The organism is Bradyrhizobium sp. NP1 (assembly GCF_030378205.1).
In the GTDB taxonomy this organism is placed as follows: domain Bacteria; phylum Pseudomonadota; class Alphaproteobacteria; order Rhizobiales; family Xanthobacteraceae; genus Bradyrhizobium.
In genome coordinates, this window is the sequence record NZ_CP127385.1 from 801,097 (window position 1) to 817,896 (window position 16,800).

Below are 16,800 nucleotides of genomic sequence, written 5' to 3' on the forward strand. Positions count from 1 at the left end.
GCGGAACTTGCTTTAAGCTTAAAATATTTGCTAGATGGGCGGCAGCGGTTCGCCGGCTGCCGCCTTCTTGCTGTCGTTGAGTCTGATGTAGGGGCGCATGCTTCTCGTCGTCGAACAAGTCTTGAACGGATTGCAGTTCGGGCTCCTGCTGTTCCTTTTGGCGGCGGGGCTGACGCTGGTGTTCGGCATCATGGACCTCGTCAACCTCGCGCACGGCTCGCTCTACATGATGGGCGCCTATTTTGCCGCGACCTTCGTGGCCTGGACCGGCAATTTCCTGCTCGGTGCGTTGCTCGCGCTCGGCGCCACGCTGCTGCTCGGCATCGTGCTGGAATTCACGGCGCTCAGGCACCTCTATGGCCGCGACCATCTCGACCATGTGCTGGCGACCTTCGGGCTGATCCTGTTCTTCAATGAGGCCGTGCGGCTGATCTGGGGCCCAGCGGGCCTGGCGCTGCCGCTGCCCGCCTGGCTCACGGTGCCGGTGCAGATCATGCCCGGCATCCACTACCCCGCCTATCGGCTCGCGATCATCGTGGTCGCGCTTCTCGTGGCGCTCCTGCTTTATCTCGGCGTGATGCGCACGCGCATCGGCATGCTGATCCGCGCCGGCGCCTCCAACCGCGAGATGATCGGCGCGCTCGGCATCAACATCAAGCTGCTCTACACGCTGGTGTTCGGCCTTGGCGCCGCGCTTGCCGGCCTCGCCGGGCTGATGCAGGCGCCGATCCTCACCGTGCAGATCGGGATGGGCGAGAACATCCTCATCCTCGCCTTCGTCATCATCGTGATCGGCGGCATCGGCTCGATCCGCGGCGCGTTCCTGGCCGCGATCTTCGTCGGCCTGATCGATACGCTCGGCCGTGCCTTCCTGCCCAATCTGCTGCGGCAGGTGCTGAGCGGGGCCGCGGCCTCGACCGCCGCGCCCGCGCTGTCCTCGATGCTGATCTATCTCGTGATGGCGATCGTGCTGGTGCTGCGGCCGGAGGGGCTGTTTCCGGCCAGCCGCCGATGAAGCGCGCGCTCGACCTTCGTACCATCGTCGCCGGGCTGCTGATCGCCGGCCTCGTCCTGCTCCCGGTCTATTCATATCTCACCGGCAGCGTATTCGTGCTGACACTGTTTACGCGCATCGTGATCCTGGCGCTGGCGGCGGCTAGCCTCAACCTCATCATGGGCTTTGGCGGCATGATGAGCTTCGGCCACGCCGCCTATCTCGGCATCGGCGGCTACGCCGTCGGCATCCTGGCGCAGGAAGGCATCGGCTCCGGCTTCATCCAGTTTCCGGTGGCGCTGGCGGCATCGGCGGTCTATGCGCTCGTCATCGGCGCGCTGTCTCTGCGGACCCGCGGCGTCTATTTCATCATGATCACGCTGGCCTTCGCGCAGATGGCCTATTACGTCGCCTCGGGGCTCGCGCGCTATGGCGGCGACGACGGGCTGACCATCTACAAGCGCAGCGATTTCGCGGGCCTGATCAACCTCTCCAACCGCACCCAGTTCTACTATCTCTGCCTCGCCTGCCTGTTCGGCGTGATGATCCTGATCTGGCGCATCGTCAATTCGCGCTTCGGCCTTGTCGTGCAGGGCCTGCGCTCCAACGAGCAGCGCATGCAGGCGATCGGCTTTCCCGGGACCCGCTATCGGCTCACCTGCTTCGTGATCGCCGGCACGATGTGCGGGCTGGCCGGCGCACTGCTCGCCAACAACACCGATTTCATCAGTCCCGCCGTGATGTACTGGACCCGCTCCGGCGACCTCATGGTGATGGTGATCCTCGGCGGCATGGGCACGCTGGTCGGGCCGGTGCTCGGCGCGGTGGTCTATCTCGTGCTGGAAGAACTGCTGTCGCAGGTCACCGAATTCTGGGCGCTGATCATGGGGCCGCTGCTGCTTCTGATCGTGCTGTTCGGGCGCGGCGGCATCATGGGGCTGCTAGGGAGGTTTTCCCGTGGCTGAGCCGCTATTATGCGTGAAGGACCTGGTGCGCCGCTTCGGCGGCATCACCGCGACCGACCGAGTCTGCCTCGATGTCGCGCAAGGCGAGCTGCACGCCATCATCGGGCCGAACGGCGCCGGCAAGACCACGCTGATCAGCCAGCTCACCGGGCATCTCGCCCCGCATGCGGGCAGCATTCGTCTCGGTGGCCGCGACATTACCTTTCTTCCGGCCTATCGCCGCAGCGTGCTTGGGCTCGCGCGCTCGTTCCAGATCACCTCGCTGTTGCCCGACTTCACCGCCGCCGACAACGTCGCGCTCGCAGCGCAAGCGCATGAGGGGCACTCCTTCTCCTTCTGGCGCAACGCCCGCAAGGAAAGCGGGTTGCGCGGGCAGGCGGAGGCGGCGCTGGCGCGGGTCGGCTTGAGCGACCGCGCCAATGTGCCGGTGTCAAAACTCAGCCATGGCGAGCAGCGCGAGCTCGAGCTTGCGGTGGCGCTTGCGACGCGGCCGCAACTATTGCTGCTGGACGAGCCGATGGCGGGCCTGGGCGTCACCGAATCCGCGCGCATGGTCAAGTTGCTGCAGGAGCTGCGCAAGGAAGTGACCATCGTGCTGGTCGAGCACGACATGGAGGCAGTGTTCGCGCTCGCCGACCGCATCTCGGTTCTGGTCTATGGCCGCGTGATCGCCTCCGGCGTGCCGTCGGCGATCCGGCAGAACGACGAGGTCAAGCGCGCCTATCTCGGCGACCAGCATGTGGTGACCGCGCATGGCTGAAAACATGGCTGAGAACACGAAGAACGCTGGACCCGCCGCGTTGCTCGCGGTCGAGGGCATCGAGACCTGCTATGGCCTGAGCCAGGTGCTCTTTGGCCTGTCGTTGTCGATCAATGCCGGCGAGATGGTCTCGCTGATGGGTCGCAACGGCATGGGCAAGACCACGACGATCCGCTCCATCATGGGCCTGACGCCGGCGCGGTCGGGCGCGATCCGATTCGCCGGCGTGGAAGCGCGCGGGCTGCCGTCCTACCGGATCGCCAAGCTCGGCATCGGGCTCGTACCCGAAGGCCGCCAGATCTTTCCCAACCTCACGGTCAGGGAAAACCTCGTGGCGGCGGCGGCCAACCGGCTCGGCGCGCGCGATCCATGGACGCTCGAGAAGATCCACGCGCTGTTTCCGCGGCTCGCCGAGCGCGGCGGCAACATGGGCAACACGCTCTCCGGCGGCGAGCAGCAGATGCTCGCGATCGGGCGGGCGCTGATGACCAACCCGAAGCTCTTGATTCTCGACGAGGCGACCGAGGGGCTGGCGCCGCTGATCCGCGAAGAGATCTGGAATTGCCTGTCGATGCTGAAGGCGCGCGGACAGTCGGTGCTGGTCATCGACAAGAACATCGAGCACCTGACGCGGATCTGCGACCGCCACTACATCATCGAGCGGGGCCGCGCGGTGTGGAGCGGGACCTCGGCGCAATTGATGGCCGAGCCTGATCTGCAGCACCGCTATCTCGGGATCTAGAGCGTTTTTGAGCGAAGTGGATACCGGTTCGCGTGAAGAAAACGCGTCAAAACAAGAATCTAGAGCATCGGTTCTGATTCCATCAGAACCGATGCTCTAGCGGCGCAGCTTGCGCCGCATGACGTAGCGGCGGCTGCCGGCGCGACCGATCATCTCGAAGCCGGCAGCCTCAAAGGCCGGCACATAGCCCATGAAGCGGTAGCTCGGCGAACCCGGCGCGACCGGATAGGCCTCGAGCACCTTGGCGCCGCGCCTGCGCGCCTGTTTGACCGCAGCCTCGATGAGCTGCGGCACAAGATCCTGTCCGCGCAGGTCGCGGCGGATGAAGAAGCAGGCGAGCGACCAGACATCTTCGGGATGCTCGCCCGCGATCTCGGCGCCCCCGAGCGGGCGATAGGTCGAGCGCGGCGCGATCGAGCACCACGCGACCGGTTCATCGTCGAGATAGCCCAATAGCCCGATCGGCACGGCCATATCGACCCGCCGCTTGATCGCAGCCTTGCGCGCCGCGCCCTTCTGTTTGGCCTCCGCGCCTTTGGCTCGCCAGGCCATGCACCAGCAATAGCCGGGACCGCCGCGGGACTCGAACAGGCGCTCGAAGTCGGCCCAGCGGCGTTGATCGACCTCGTGGAAGCTGAGCTTGGTCATTGCAAAGGGTCAGGGGTGGGCGACGGCGTGCGGGTCGGGTGCGCCGGGCGGAGAAAGCCATTTCCTGCCGGCACGCTTAGGTTTAGAACTGTCATTGTTTCATTTGGTTGATCGTACTCGAACTGCCGGCGCATGAGAACCGAACCCGTAGCACATCGCAGTCGCAGGCTCTGGAAAGGCGCGCTGCTCGTGCTCGTGCTGCTGCCGCTCGTGCCGGAGATCCTGATCCTCGCGGCGAGCGCCTATGCCGCGGCGTCGGGCTGCGAGGTCCAATCGACGGTTGCCTGCGCGGTCGGGCCGCCCTCGGTCACCAACGTCATCCGTGGCTCGCTGCAGGTCGCCGCGGTCATCGGCAAGGAATTCGCCGACGACAATGTCGTCCTGGTCTGGCTCGCGCTCTGCTACGTGCTGATCGTGCTCGGCTGGACGCGGCTTTCCAGCCGTCTGCTGCTGGCGCTGGGCACCAGCCTGATCCTTGCGATCCTGCCCTATTTCGGACCGATCCTGGCGATCGGACCGCTTGCCAATCCCAAGTGCAATCCCAACGAGGGCGGAATTCCGCCCGAATGCATGATCTATGGCGGCAATGTCGGCGAGCCGGCCCATGAAGCCGTGCGGCTGGGCTGGAAGTTCTTCTACGGCGCGCCGGTTGCGATCGCCGCCTTCGTCGTATTCGCGCTCGCCGTCACGGCTATGCATTTTGCTGCGAAGCGGCGCCAAAGCTCGGCGGCAGCGCAGGACCGTTCCATTTAGCCCGCTTGCCGGCGGATCACGCACGACATCACGCGCAATCGGCCTTCGGCTCAACTTGTCACGGTCGGGTGATTGTGATCTCATACACGTATAAATTGAGCGCTCTTTGCGGAGATATTGGCCATGGGCACGCTTTTGCGGTCGATTTTCCCAGGCATCATGATGGCTGCATCGTTGCTGATGACGGATCCGGGTCCGGCGGCGGCGCAGTCCGGGACCGACGGCGGACAAGCCATCAAGGCGTCCTTTGTCTACAAGTTCGCCAGATACTACGCCCCTTACGCGATCCAGGCCGCCGCGGCCTACCTGCCGCCCGACCAGCTCGACGCCCTGAAGCAGAAATGGGATCAGGACAACTATGGGGCGGACGTGACGTTCGCGGTCGCGAGCCTGCAAACGGACGATCAGGTCGCCAAGAGCGCGCGGGACGCGTTCAAGAACTGGCAGTATCAGTTCGGCAGCGACCGCTACCTCGACTGCCTCGACTGGAACGATGCCGACTGCAAGCGCGAGTGGGACAAGAGAGGCTGGAGCTTCGGCCAGGGACCGGCCTATCAGGTCTGGGCCCGCACCCGTTTCCCTCATTCCGGCAACGACGTCTGCACGGAGGTCAGCATCGCCTTTCGCGGGACGGTGGGCCTGAACCGGTGGGATTGGGTTTCGAATGCCGACCGGTACTACACGCCCTATGACGACTACTATTATCAGCTCCGGCGCAACATCAACGCCATCGTCAAGCAGATCACGAATCTCGATTGCTACCGCCGCGCCGTCCGCAAGCCGCAGATCGTCTCGACCGGCCACTCGCTGGGCGGCGGGCTTGCGCAGTTCGCGGCGCTGGCCAACAAGCCGAGCGGGCCGCGCATCACCAAGGTGTTCGCGTTCGATCCATCGCCCGTCACCGGCGCGCATCTTCTGACCGAGGACGTGCGCAGGACAAACGCCAAGGGACTGACGGTCGACCGCATCTACCAGGAGGGCGAGGTGCTTTCCTATGCCCGCGGTATCGTCGAGGAGTTTCCGCCGGCAGGGAAGACCTGCGATCCCTTTGTCCGCACTGTCAGGGTCGATGCGCTGCCCTCCGGCGGCGCGGTCGATCTGCATGCGATCAGGCCGCTCGCCGTGCAGCTCGTCCGGCTGTCCTATGACGACAACACGCCGCTCGCTTACCGGCCGCCGGATGCGCCGGCCAACTGCGACGTTCGCTACCTGGCACCATCCACGGAGGACGGCACGGTCGTCGCCAGCGCTGGCGGTGCGTCCCGCCGGGCGCTTCTGGCATCGAACCGCAGGCGTGGGGAAAGCGCGGCGCGGTTCGCCGCGTCCCGTCAGGATGCGATAGCCTCCAGCGATCCGATCATGCGGCCGGCGGAGGTGACGCTACCTGTGGCGACCGCGCGGCCAGTCACCTTGCGGAGCAAACGGATCCGGGCGGCGTCGGCGCGGGCCGCCGGGTCGACGTAGCAAGGCTGCCGGTCGATCCGGCAGGATTTGCGGTCGCGGCGTCGCATGCCGCGCCCGGTCCCTATTTCTCGAACGGAATATACTTCTGGTACTGCTTCGGCACCGAGCTGCGGTAGCGCGAGGGCACCGTGCCGGTCTCGATCGAATGGCTGATCTCCTGCCGCCGGGTCATCCGCTTTCCGGCGTTCTTCTTTTTCGTGCCAGTGCCCTTGTCGTCCGTCGCCGCCGACTTCTCGGTGGTCGCCGCCGGCTTGTCGGGTGTCGTGGTGGCCTGGGAAGGAGCCGGCGTCGGCGGCGGCGTCGTGGCCTGAGCGGGAGCCGGCGCCGTCGGTGCGGTCGTGGCCTGCGGAGCTGCCGGCGGTGGCGTTGTGGCAGCGGGGGCCGGGGTCTCAGCCGGCGCCGCTGCGGGCGCCTCTGGTTGCGCCGGCGGTGCCGCAGCCGGCGGCTGTGCCGGCGCGGCCGGCGCTTCGTTGCTCGGCGCGTTCTGGGCAAGCAGCGTGCCCGGCAGGCTCATGAAGATGGCCGCGGCGGTCGCGATCAGCGAAACTCTCCTCATCCGAAACTCCCTTAACTCAGCGTGGCCCCGTCATCTTTCAAGCCTACACTATTTCGGATTTTGGCGCCGCTTTGTGGCGCCGGCCAGGGCGGGATGGCTTTGCAGGTCTCAAAACATCCCGAAATATTCACGCTGTTCCCAGTCGGAAACTTCCGCCTGGAAGCGTTCGATCTCCGCATTCTTGATGTGGACGTAATAGTCGATGAACTCTGCGCCGAATTCCTGGCGGAAGAACGGATCGTCCCTCAAGGCGAGCACCGCCTCGCGCAGGCTCTTCGGCAGCAGCGTCGCGTTGGTCTCATAGGGCGTATCGGCCGACGGGCCGGGGTCGAGCTTGCGGTCAACGCCGTCGAGGCCGGCGAGGATTTGGGACGCCATGTAGAGATAGGGATTGGCGGCGGGCTCGCCGACCCGGTTCTCCAGCCGCGTGGCGGCATCGCCACTGCCGAGCAGGCGGATCATCACGCCGCGGTTGTCGCGGCCCCAGATCGCGCGATCCGGCGCCAGCGAATAGGAGCGGTAGCGCTTGTAGCCGTTGATGGTCGGCGTCGTGAACACGGTCGCGGCGCGCGCGTGCTCCAGGAGGCCCGCCATGTAGGCGCGTCCGAAGCTGGAAAGCCCGTCACGGTCGTCCTTGCCGGCAAAAGCGTTCTCGCCGGTCGCCCGCGAGACGATCGACTGATGCAGGTGCCAGCCGGACGCGAACACGTTCGGCACTTTCGGCCGGCACATGAAGGTCGCGTGGTAGCCGTGCCGCTGCGCGATCTGCTTGGCCGCCGCGCGGAACAGCACCATGTTGTCGGCGGGCTCCAGCCCCTTGGTCGGCGCGAAGGTGAATTCGCACTGGCTCGGCCCGAACTCGACCTCGACCGAGCGCAAGGGTAGCCCCAGCGCGAGCACGTCGCGCCTGATGACGTCGAGCGCCGGCGCCATCTGGTCGTAGCGCTGCTCGGTCAGATATTGGTAGCCCTGCGAGATCAGGCTGACCGACGGCGGCGAGCCCGGCTGCGTCGCGTCCTCGGGCGCGAGCTTCTCGTCGTTGAGCTTGAAGATGTGGAATTCGACCTCGAGGCCCGCGACGAAATCGAGGCCGCGGCTTGCCAGCCTGTCGAGCATGTTGCGATAGAGCTGCCGGGTCGAGAACGGCACCGGGCGTCCATTACCGAAATAGATGTCGCAGAGCAGCCATCCGGTGTGCGGCGCCCAGGGCAGCACGCGGAAGGTCAGGGGATCGGGCACCATCAGGAAATCGGCGCCGCCTTCCATCTCCTTCATGCCCATCCCGCCGCCGGCGGTGAACACCGGGAACACCGTGCGGTGCGAGGTGTCCTTGGCCAGCATCGTGGTGGTGATGGAGCAGCCGCTTTCGAGCGAGGCCAGCGCTTCGGAGGCGATCAGCGTCTTGCCGCGCAGGATGCCGTGCTGATCCGGGAACGACAGCCGGATCACCTCCAACTGCTGTTCCTCGACGATGCGGCGCAGCCGCGCTGCGGCCTCTTTCTGCTCGTCCGACCAGAGCGCGTGACGCGCGACGAAGCTCACTATGTGTCCCCCTGTTGAGCGACAGCCACAATCTGACACTCGTCATGCGCGGCCTTGGCCCGCGCATCCATCAGGAAAAATTCTTTCAAGACGATGGATTGCCGGGTCAAGCCCGGCAATGACCGACGGAGAGGGTCGCGTGCCAAACCCATCACTCCGCCGCCGAGAGACGGCCGACCTTGTCGGCGATCGCTTCCGGCACGGGCGCCGCCCATGGCGCGCCGCGGCGGCGCCTGACGTCGACCTCCATCCAGAAGGCTTCCCAGCCGCGCGTCGGCCCGATGCCGTCCATCGTGGCCGGGCCCTGGATGCTCCGCGCATGCGCCGCGTCGAGCACCATGAACGGCGTCTCGCCCTTCACGGCCTTGTCGATCTCCTGGCGCAGGAGGCGGCGATACTGCACGATCGCCTTGTCGGCGGTGCCTAGATGCTCCCTGGTGCGATCCTGGATCGGACCCATCGATTCCACCGCCCACTGGTCGTGGACGTTGATGTCGCTGCCCATGCCGGTATAGGTCGCCGTCGTCTGCTCGTGCGGATCGAAGCCGTAATCGTTGGCCTTGTTCTTGCGCGACTTGTAGTCCGGCAGCTCGTAGAGTTCGAGCCGCTGCGCGCGCATCTTCCGCTTGTCGACCGGCGTCGTATAGCTGGTGAAGATCGCGTACCAGTAGCAGTTCTCGTCATCGACAGGCACATGCCACTGCGTGATCGTCATCTCCGTGCTCATCGGGATGACGAAGCCGTGCGGGAACAGCTGGTTGGTGACGCGCACATGGGTGCGCTCCTCGTCGATCTCGCGCAGCGCGATCAGCCGCAGGCCGTATTCGGTCGCTTCCACATTGATGATGGGGCGGTCATATTCGCGCAGGATCTTCGTCATCGGCATCTCGCTGCCGGCGGACGCGCCGCGGAACTGCTTGCCGTAGGCGCTGGCCGTGTCCTCGTCCTCGAAGAAGCGGTGCAGGAAGGATGCATGCGAGGGATCGATGCCGACCTCGAGCGCCTGCAGCCAGTTGCAGTTGATGTGGCCCTTGAACGCGAAGGTGTGGCTGTCGGGCGCCACGAAGGCGTCGATCTCGGGAAAGGCGGGCGGAGTGCCCTCGCCGAGATAGGCCCAGAGGATGCCGCTCCTTTCCACCACGGGGTAGGAACGCTGCTTGATGCCCTGGCAGAGTTTTGAGCCCTTCGGCTCGGCCGGTGTCTCCAGGCACTGGCCTGATGTGTCGAACAGCCAGCCATGGAAGGCGCAGCGCAGGCCGCCGCCTTCGAGACGTCCGAAGGCGAGATCGGCGCCGCGATGCGCGCAGTGCCGCTCGATCAGGCCGTAGCGCCCCTGCTCGTCGCGGAACAATACGAGGTTCTCGCCGAGCAGCTTCACGGGGCGGACCGCGCGCGGTGCTTCCAATTCGTCGACCAGCGCCGCCGGCTGCCAGTACATCCGCATCAGCTTCCCGCAAGGGTCTTTCGCTCCGGTGCGGGTGATCAGGTCGTTCTGCTCCTGGCTCATCATGGCGGATGACCTCCCTCTGGACGGATGCAGTTTGTTCGTCTATTGAACATTTGTTCAATATATTATCAGAGCCGCTGTCGATCGCAAGCGCCACTTTATCACCGGACGGGACACCCCATGCCCAAGCTGAAGCGCGAAGAAAGCTCGCCGCGCGCCACCGATTTCGTCGAAAGCCTCGATCGCGGCCTGCGGCTGCTCAAGGTGTTCGGCGAGAGCACGGCGCCGATGAGCCTGAGCGAGATTGCACGCGCCGCTGATCTGCCTCGGGCGACTGCGCGGCGCATCCTCTTCACGCTGCAACATGGCGGCTACGTCTCCGGCGACGGCAAGCTGTTCGCGCTGACGCCGCAGGTGCTCACGCTCGCGGCGTCATACCTGCGCTCGAGCCAGGTGGTGAGCGTGCTGCAGCCGGTGCTAGACCAAGTCGCAAGCGAAGCGCAGGAGATCTCCTCGCTCGCGGTGCTCGACGGCGACGACGTCGTGTTCATCGCGCGCGGCAGCCCGGCGCGGGTGTTTTCCGCCGGGATCGACATCGGCTACCGGCTGCCGGCTTTCTGCACCTCGGTCGGCCGCGCCATGCTCGGAAAGTACGATGATCCCGAGCTCGCGAAGCGATTGACTGCGATGCGGCGCGAGGCGCTGACGCCGCAGACGGTCACCGATGCGAAGCGCCTCGTCGCCACCATCGCCGCCGACCGGAGCCAAGGCTATTCACTGGTCGACCGCGAGGCGGAGCCGCACTTCCGCTCGATCTCGGTGCCGGTGCGCCGCTATGACGATGCGATCGTCGCCGCCATCAACATGGGCGCGCATGTCGACCGGGTGTCGAAGGAGCAGATGATCAAACGCTTCCTGCCGCTGCTCGCGCGAGGGGCGGAGCAGGTGAAGAGTCAGCTTCTTTAGCCGCGTGAAATTCGGCGCTACACCGCCGCCGTGCGCAGGCCGAACGCCGGCGCATCGCGCTCGATCATCGGCTTCACCGCCTCGATCAGCCGGGCGGCGGCGTTGTCCACCGAAAGCCCGGCGGTGTCGACCACGGTGGAGGCGCGCGCATAGAGCGGCTCGCGGCTCAAGAGGATGTTGCGCAATTCGGCCATCGCCGAGCGATCGTCGGCCATCGGCCGCAGGTCGCCCTGGCGGCGCACCCGCGCCATGTGCTCCTCCGGCTCGGCCTTCAGCCAGATCGTGTAGAACGACGACAGGATCAGGTCGAAGGTCAAAGGCTCGGAGACGATGCCGCCGCCGGTCGCCAGCACCATCGGCTCCTTGCGCGCCAGAAGTTGCTTGAGCGCGACCTGCTCCATGCGCCGAAAGCCTTCCTGGCCATAGAGTGCGATGATCTCGGCGACCGACAGCCCGTTCTGCTGCTCGATCTCCTTGTTGAGCTCGACGAAACTCCAGCCAATCTTCTTCGCCAGCATGCGGCCGAGCGTCGACTTGCCGGCGCCGCGCAGGCCGATCAGCGCGATGCCGGAAAACGACTGCCGGTGCGCAATCGCCTCGCTGCCCGCCAGCATGTCCTTGGCGCGCGCGATCTGCGCGGGCGTCGCTTTTCGCAGGAGATCGCGGATCACCTGCCAGTCCGGCGCGGGATCAGATGCCGGAATGAGATCTTCGAGATGCGCGCCCATGGCGTTGGAGACGCGGCGCAGCAGCACGATCGAGACATTGCCGCGGCCGGCTTCAAGCTGGGCGATATAGCGTTCGGAAATCCCGGAGACTTTTGCGAGCACCTTGCGCGACATTCCGCGCAACGCGCGCATGGTGCGGACACGCTGGCCGAGCTGTTCGAGGAAAGAGGATTCGGGGTCGCCTGCTTCGCTCATGTTCCGGAAACATAATGCCGGAGAGGATTGACAGCAAGCGCGGCCAGTGGCTTTCTATGAATTATAATTCTTAAAGGTTGGGGAGAAACCACGTGAGCGGCGTTGGCGACGGGACCGGTTCCTACAATGCGGTGACCTGGCTGCTCGACCGCAATGTCAGCGAGGGACGCGGCAACAAGCTTGCCTTCACCGACACCGTTTCCGAGCTCACCTATGGCGGGCTGCAGAAAGAGACATATCGCCTCGCCAACCTGTTGCGCCGTCTTGGCGTGCGCCGCGAGGAGCGCGTGGCGATGATCATGCTCGACACCATCGACTTTCCGATCGTGTTTCTCGGTGCGATCCGCGCCGGCGTGGTGCCGGTGCCGCTCAACACGCTGCTGACGTCCGATCAATATGCCTATGTGCTCGCGGACTGCCGCGCGCGTGTCCTGTTCATCTCGGAAGCGCTGCTGCCGGTCGTCAAAGACATGGTCGGCCGCATGCCCGACCTCGAGCATGTCGTGGTCGCGGGCCAGAACGCGCACGGCCACAAGAAGCTTTCCGACGAGCTGGCGCGCGAGAGCGATTCCTTCGCAACCGTCGCGACCCACGCCGACGAGCCGGCGTTCTGGCTCTATTCCTCCGGCTCGACCGGCATGCCGAAGGGCGTGCGCCACCTGCACTCCAATCTGCAGGCGACCGCCGAGACCTATGCGAAGCAGGTGCTCGGCATCCGCGAGGATGATGTCGGCTTGTCGGCCGCAAAGCTGTTCTTCGCCTACGGGCTCGGCAATGCGCTGACCTTCCCGATGTCGGTCGGCGCCACCACGGTGCTCAACACCGAGCGCCCGACGCCGGCGACGATGTTCGCGCTGATGAACAAGTACAATCCGACGATCTTCTTCGGTGTGCCGACGCTGTTCGCGGCGATGCTCAACGACGAGGCCCTGAAAGGGGCCGCCGCCGGCAGCCGTCTGCGCGTCTGCACGTCCGCCGGCGAGGCGCTTCCGGAGTCTGTCGGCAATGCCTGGAAGGCGCGGTTTGGCGTCGACATCCTCGACGGTGTCGGCTCGACCGAGCTGCTGCACATCTTTCTGTCGAACGCACCCGGCGACATCAAGTATGGCTCATCAGGCAAGCCCGTGCCGGGCTACAGGGTGCGGCTCGTCAATGAGGCGGGCGCCGACGTCCCGGATGGCGAGGTCGGCGAGCTCCTGGTCGATGCGCCCTCGGCCGGCGAAGGCTACTGGAACCAGCGCAGCAAGAGTCGCAGGACCTTCGAGGGCCACTGGACCCGTACCGGCGACAAATACATCCGCGATGCTGATGGCCGTTACACCTTCTGCGGTCGCGGCGACGACATGTTCAAGGTGTCCGGCATCTGGGTCTCGCCGTTCGAGGTCGAGAGCGCGCTGATCACCCATCCCGCCGTGCTCGAGGCCGCCGTGGTGCCGGAAGCCGACGCCGAAGGGTTGTTGAAGCCGAAGGCCTTCGTGGTGCTGCGCGCGGGCGCGGCGACCGGCGGGCTCAATGACGCGCTGAAGGAGCACGTGAAGCAGAAGATCGGCCCGTGGAAATATCCGCGCTGGATCGACGTGGTGGAATCGCTGCCGAAGACCGCGACCGGCAAGATCCAGCGCTTCAAGCTGCGCGATGGCGCACCCCATTAAGTCGTCATGAATGGGACAAGCCCTGGCATGACAAATAAAAATAAAGAGTGGCGGGATGGCACCTCAATCTTCCGGCTTCTTGCACATCGGCGACGCCGATCTCGAATACCGCATGATCGGCCCGCCGCCGGATCGCGCCCCGACCCTCGTGCTGCTGCATGAGGGCCTGGGCAGCGCCGCGCTGTGGGGTGACTTCCCGGAAAAGCTGCAGGCGAGAACCGGCGCCGGCGTGTTCGCCTATTCGCGCGCGGGCTATGGCGCCTCGTCTGCGGTCACGCTGCCGCGCCCGCTCGACTACATGCACCGCGAGGCGCGCGACGTGCTGCCGAAGCTGCTCGATGCCATCGGCTTTCGCCGCGGGCTTCTCGTCGGCCATTCCGACGGCGCCTCGATCGCGGCGATCTATGCCGGCAGTCATCAGGATCATCGCGTACAGGGGATCGTGCTGATCGCGCCGCATTTCATCGTCGAGGACATCTCCGTCGCCTCGATCGCGAAGATCAAGCAGACTTACGAGACCACTGACCTGAAGGCGAAGCTCGCGCGCTGGCACAAGGACGTCGACAACGCCTTCTATGGCTGGAACGGCGCCTGGCTCGATCCAGAATTCCGGGCGTGGGACATCAGCGAATATCTCGCCTACATCCGCATTCCCGTCGCGATCGTCCAAGGTATGGATGATGAGTATGGTACGATGCGCCAGGTCGAGGTCGCCCGCGAGGAATGCTATTGTCCTGTCGACGTGACTGAGATCCCGGCGGCGGGACATCAGCCGCATCGCGAGGCGCCCGCGGCAACGCTGGACGCGATCGCGGATTTCGCCGACGCCGTATTGCGCTAGTGTCCCGGACCCGAAGTCCGCATCATTTCGCGGCGGGTTTCCGTTGTGAAGGTCGGAAAGGGCACTGGCAAAGATTTTATTGATGCTCGCGGAGCGTTGGATTTTGACGTTCGCCATGCAAGGAATCGCGGCGCGTGGGTAGCGAACGTCAGACCCGCTCGGCGACGAGGGCGCGTGGCCCCGACGGGATCGCGTTGCGATGATCCCGCCGCGATCAGGAACCGGCCTGCCGATGCCGCGCTGGGCCTATGTGCCGGGCGAGACCGATGAGGCCAGTGCCGACTACGACACGCTGGCGCAAGCCAAGCTGCTGGTGCCGCCGCGCTTCGGCGGCTATGTCCCGGCGCGCCACCCGGCGCTGCGCTACGGCCTCTCGCTCAATGACCACGGCTATTTCTGGGAAGCGCAGGAAGTGCTGGAGGCGGTGTAGGCGGCGGCGCCGCAGGGCGGGCGCGAGCGCATCCTGCTGCGCGCCTGCATCCAGATCGCCAACGCCAATCTGCGGCTGCGCGTGCAGCGGCCGCACGCCGCGGCGCGGCTGTTGCGCGAGGCCTTGCAGGAATTGCATGCGCTCGGCATCCGCAACCGCACCGCGCCCGGCGATGGTTTTGCCGATGGCTTTCCTGCCGAAGCGCTCGCCGATCTCGTGCATGGCCGGCTGGAAAAGCCCCTGCTTTCAAAGGCCGACTGGATCCCGATCGGCCCGGTTTCCCGAACATGAAACAAAATGCATGATGGAGCGTTCTGGGCTAGACTCTGCCCAGAACATGCATTATATTGCATCAATCTGATCAGAACAAAACTCGAAACAGGCGCAAGGGTGGCTCATGGCCGGTGAAGATCGTGCCCTCGCAGGCGGGGCGAAACACATCGATTTTCAAACCGATCCGTCCCGCTACCGGCACTGGAAGCTCGACGTGGCCGGCGATGCCGCGACGCTGACCATGGACGTCGACGAGAACGCAGGCCTGTTCGAAGGCTATCAGCTCAAGCTCAATTCCTACGATCTCGGCGTCGACATCGAGCTGGCGGACGCCGTGCAGCGGCTGCGCTTCGAGCATCCGGAAGTGAAGGTCGTGGTGGTTCGCTCGGGCAAGAACCGGGTGTTCTGCGCCGGCGCCAATATCCGCATGCTCGCGGGCGCGACGCACGCCCACAAGGTCAATTTCTGCAAGTTCACCAACGAGACCCGCAACGGCATCGAGGATTCATCCGAAAATTCCGGCCAGCGCTACATCACCCTGGTGAGCGGCGCTGCGGCCGGCGGCGGCTATGAACTGGCGCTCGCGACCGACCACATCATGCTTGCCGATGACGGCTCGTCGTCGGTGGCGCTGCCCGAAGTGCCGCTGCTTGCGGTGCTGCCCGGCACCGGCGGGCTGACGCGCGTCGTCGACAAGCGCAAGGTGCGCCGCGACCACGCCGATTTCTTCTGCACCACCGAGGAAGGCGTCAAGGGCAAGCGGGCTGTCGCCTGGCGCCTGGTCGACGAGATCGCGCCCGCCAGCAAGCTCGAGGCGAAGCTCACCGAGCGGGTGAAGGAATTTTCGTCAGTCTCGCCGCGCAATGCCACGGGCCAGGGCATCAAGCTCACGCCGCTCGCGCGCACCATCGACGACAATGGCGTCCGCTACGGCCTCGTCAGTGTCGACATCGATCGCGAGGGGCGGATCGCGACCGTTGCGATCAAGGCGCCGGAAGCGCCTCCGCCGGCCGACATCGACGGCATGGTGAAGCAGGGCGCGTCGTTCTGGTCGCTTCAGGTCGCCCGCGAGCTCGACGATGCCATCCTGCATCTGCGGCTCAACGAGCTCGGCATCGCGATGATCGTGTTCAAGTCGCATGGCGATCCGGCCCAGGTGCTCGCCCATGACGCGTTCATGGAGCAACACAAGGCGCATTGGCTGGTCAACGAAATCAGGCATTACTGGAAGCGCGTTCTGAAGCGCATCGACGTCACCTCGCGCACGCTGGTGACGCTGGTCGAGCCCGGCTCCTGTTTTGCCGGCACGCTGGCCGAACTCGTGTTTGCCGCCGACCGCTCCTACATGCTGATCGGCTCGCGCGAGGGCGACAACCGCCCGCCGCCCTCGATCGAATTGACCGCGATGAATTTCGGGCCCTATCCGATGAGCCACGGCCTGACGCGGCTGGCCTCGCGCTTCCAGGCCGATCCGGCTGATCTTGAACGCGCGCGTGCTGCGATCGGCAAACCGCTCGACGCGGAGGAGGCCGAGGAGCTTGGCCTTGTCACCTTTGCATTGGATGATATCGACTGGGACGACGAGATCCGCGTGTTCTTCGAGGAGCGCGCATCGTTCTCGCCGGACAGCCTCACCGGCATGGAGGCGAACCTGCGCTTCGTCGGGCCCGAGACGATGGAATCGAAAATCTTCGCGCGGCTGACCGCCTGGCAGAACTGGATCTTCCAGCGTCCCAACGCGGTCGGCGAGGACGGCGCGCTGCGTCGCTACGGCACCGGCCAGAAGGCGCAGTTCGACATGACGAGGGTTTGAGAGAGCGCATGGTGGTTAGCGAGTAGCGAAT

Annotated in this window: 17 protein-coding genes; 12 read left to right on the forward strand and 5 right to left on the reverse strand. The window is 65.4% G+C overall.

Translation table 11 applies throughout. The annotated features are described in order from the left end of the window. Positions 1 to 97: 97 nt before the first annotated feature. From QOU61_RS03750 to QOU61_RS03765, 4 genes are read left to right on the forward strand one after another with little or no spacing between them, the layout of a single operon-like run. The gene (locus QOU61_RS03750) at positions 98 to 1,015 is read left to right on the forward strand and encodes a branched-chain amino acid ABC transporter permease (RefSeq protein ID WP_289656794.1); all 918 of its coding nucleotides are present in this window, start codon (positions 98 to 100) and stop codon (positions 1,013 to 1,015) included. Further along, positions 1,012 to 1,959, forward strand: coding sequence for a branched-chain amino acid ABC transporter permease (locus QOU61_RS03755; protein WP_289656795.1), 948 nt, complete (start codon positions 1,012 to 1,014; stop codon positions 1,957 to 1,959). Before QOU61_RS03750 ends, QOU61_RS03755 begins: the two co-directional genes overlap by 4 nt. After that, entirely contained in the window at positions 1,952 to 2,719 is a 768-nt protein-coding gene (locus QOU61_RS03760) for an ABC transporter ATP-binding protein (RefSeq protein WP_289656796.1), read from the forward strand. The genes QOU61_RS03755 and QOU61_RS03760 overlap by 8 nt, the downstream gene beginning before the upstream one ends. Positions 2,720 to 2,723: 4 nt before the next feature. Next, positions 2,724 to 3,461, forward strand: a complete 738-nt coding sequence (locus QOU61_RS03765) for an ABC transporter ATP-binding protein (protein ID WP_289656797.1) — start codon at positions 2,724 to 2,726, stop codon at positions 3,459 to 3,461. A gap of 96 nt (positions 3,462 to 3,557) precedes the next feature. On the opposite strand, the gene QOU61_RS03770 is transcribed toward QOU61_RS03765, so the two are convergent. Then, positions 3,558 to 4,109, reverse strand: a complete 552-nt coding sequence (locus QOU61_RS03770; RefSeq protein ID WP_289656798.1) for a GNAT family N-acetyltransferase — start codon at positions 4,107 to 4,109, stop codon at positions 3,558 to 3,560. Between the two features lie 132 nt (positions 4,110 to 4,241). Here QOU61_RS03770 and QOU61_RS03775 point away from each other — a divergent pair, with 132 nt between their 5' ends. After that, entirely contained in the window at positions 4,242 to 4,862 is a 621-nt protein-coding gene (locus QOU61_RS03775; RefSeq protein ID WP_289656799.1) for a hypothetical protein, read from the forward strand. 123 nt (positions 4,863 to 4,985) lie between these two features. Then, entirely contained in the window at positions 4,986 to 6,326 is a 1,341-nt protein-coding gene (locus tag QOU61_RS03780; RefSeq protein ID WP_289656800.1) for a lipase family protein, read from the forward strand. A gap of 61 nt (positions 6,327 to 6,387) precedes the next feature. On the opposite strand, the gene QOU61_RS37165 is transcribed toward QOU61_RS03780, so the two are convergent. From QOU61_RS37165 to QOU61_RS03795, 3 genes are all read right to left on the reverse strand, one after another. Beyond that, the gene (locus QOU61_RS37165) at positions 6,388 to 6,882 is read right to left on the reverse strand and encodes a hypothetical protein (protein ID WP_354142508.1); all 495 of its coding nucleotides are present in this window, start codon (positions 6,880 to 6,882) and stop codon (positions 6,388 to 6,390) included. Between the two features lie 108 nt (positions 6,883 to 6,990). Next, positions 6,991 to 8,424, reverse strand: coding sequence for a glutamine synthetase family protein (locus tag QOU61_RS03790; protein ID WP_289656801.1), 1,434 nt, complete (start codon positions 8,422 to 8,424; stop codon positions 6,991 to 6,993). Between the two features lie 151 nt (positions 8,425 to 8,575). Beyond that, the gene (locus QOU61_RS03795; protein WP_289656802.1) at positions 8,576 to 9,934 is read right to left on the reverse strand and encodes an aromatic ring-hydroxylating dioxygenase subunit alpha; all 1,359 of its coding nucleotides are present in this window, start codon (positions 9,932 to 9,934) and stop codon (positions 8,576 to 8,578) included. A gap of 117 nt (positions 9,935 to 10,051) precedes the next feature. On the opposite strand from QOU61_RS03795, the gene QOU61_RS03800 reads away from it, so the two are divergent. Next, positions 10,052 to 10,837 (forward strand): IclR family transcriptional regulator domain-containing protein, encoded by a 786-nt coding sequence (locus QOU61_RS03800; protein ID WP_289656803.1) that lies wholly within the window; start codon positions 10,052 to 10,054, stop codon positions 10,835 to 10,837. 17 nt (positions 10,838 to 10,854) lie between these two features. Here QOU61_RS03800 and QOU61_RS03805 read toward each other — a convergent pair whose 3' ends face one another. Next, the gene (locus QOU61_RS03805) at positions 10,855 to 11,760 is read right to left on the reverse strand and encodes a helix-turn-helix transcriptional regulator (RefSeq protein WP_289656804.1); all 906 of its coding nucleotides are present in this window, start codon (positions 11,758 to 11,760) and stop codon (positions 10,855 to 10,857) included. Positions 11,761 to 11,852: 92 nt separating this feature from the next. Between QOU61_RS03805 and QOU61_RS03810 the strand changes: the two genes are divergently transcribed. The 5 genes from QOU61_RS03810 (at position 11,853) to boxC (ending at position 16,769) form a co-directional block, all read left to right on the forward strand. Further along, on the forward strand, positions 11,853 to 13,412 hold the full coding sequence (locus tag QOU61_RS03810) for a benzoate-CoA ligase family protein (RefSeq protein ID WP_289656805.1): 1,560 nt from the start codon (positions 11,853 to 11,855) through the stop codon (positions 13,410 to 13,412). 55 nt (positions 13,413 to 13,467) lie between these two features. Then, positions 13,468 to 14,253 (forward strand): alpha/beta fold hydrolase, encoded by a 786-nt coding sequence (locus tag QOU61_RS03815; RefSeq protein WP_289656806.1) that lies wholly within the window; start codon positions 13,468 to 13,470, stop codon positions 14,251 to 14,253. 199 nt (positions 14,254 to 14,452) lie between these two features. Beyond that, the gene (locus tag QOU61_RS03820) at positions 14,453 to 14,683 is read left to right on the forward strand and encodes a DUF309 domain-containing protein (RefSeq protein WP_289656807.1); all 231 of its coding nucleotides are present in this window, start codon (positions 14,453 to 14,455) and stop codon (positions 14,681 to 14,683) included. Between the two features lie 81 nt (positions 14,684 to 14,764). Then, positions 14,765 to 14,974 carry a hypothetical protein gene (locus QOU61_RS03825; protein ID WP_289656808.1) on the forward strand — a complete coding sequence of 70 codons (210 nt, stop codon included), beginning with the start codon at positions 14,765 to 14,767 and terminating at the stop codon, positions 14,972 to 14,974. 106 nt (positions 14,975 to 15,080) lie between these two features. Then, on the forward strand, positions 15,081 to 16,769 hold the full coding sequence (gene boxC, locus QOU61_RS03830) for a 2,3-epoxybenzoyl-CoA dihydrolase (RefSeq protein ID WP_289656809.1): 1,689 nt from the start codon (positions 15,081 to 15,083) through the stop codon (positions 16,767 to 16,769). The last annotated feature ends 31 nt before the right edge of the window (positions 16,770 to 16,800 follow it).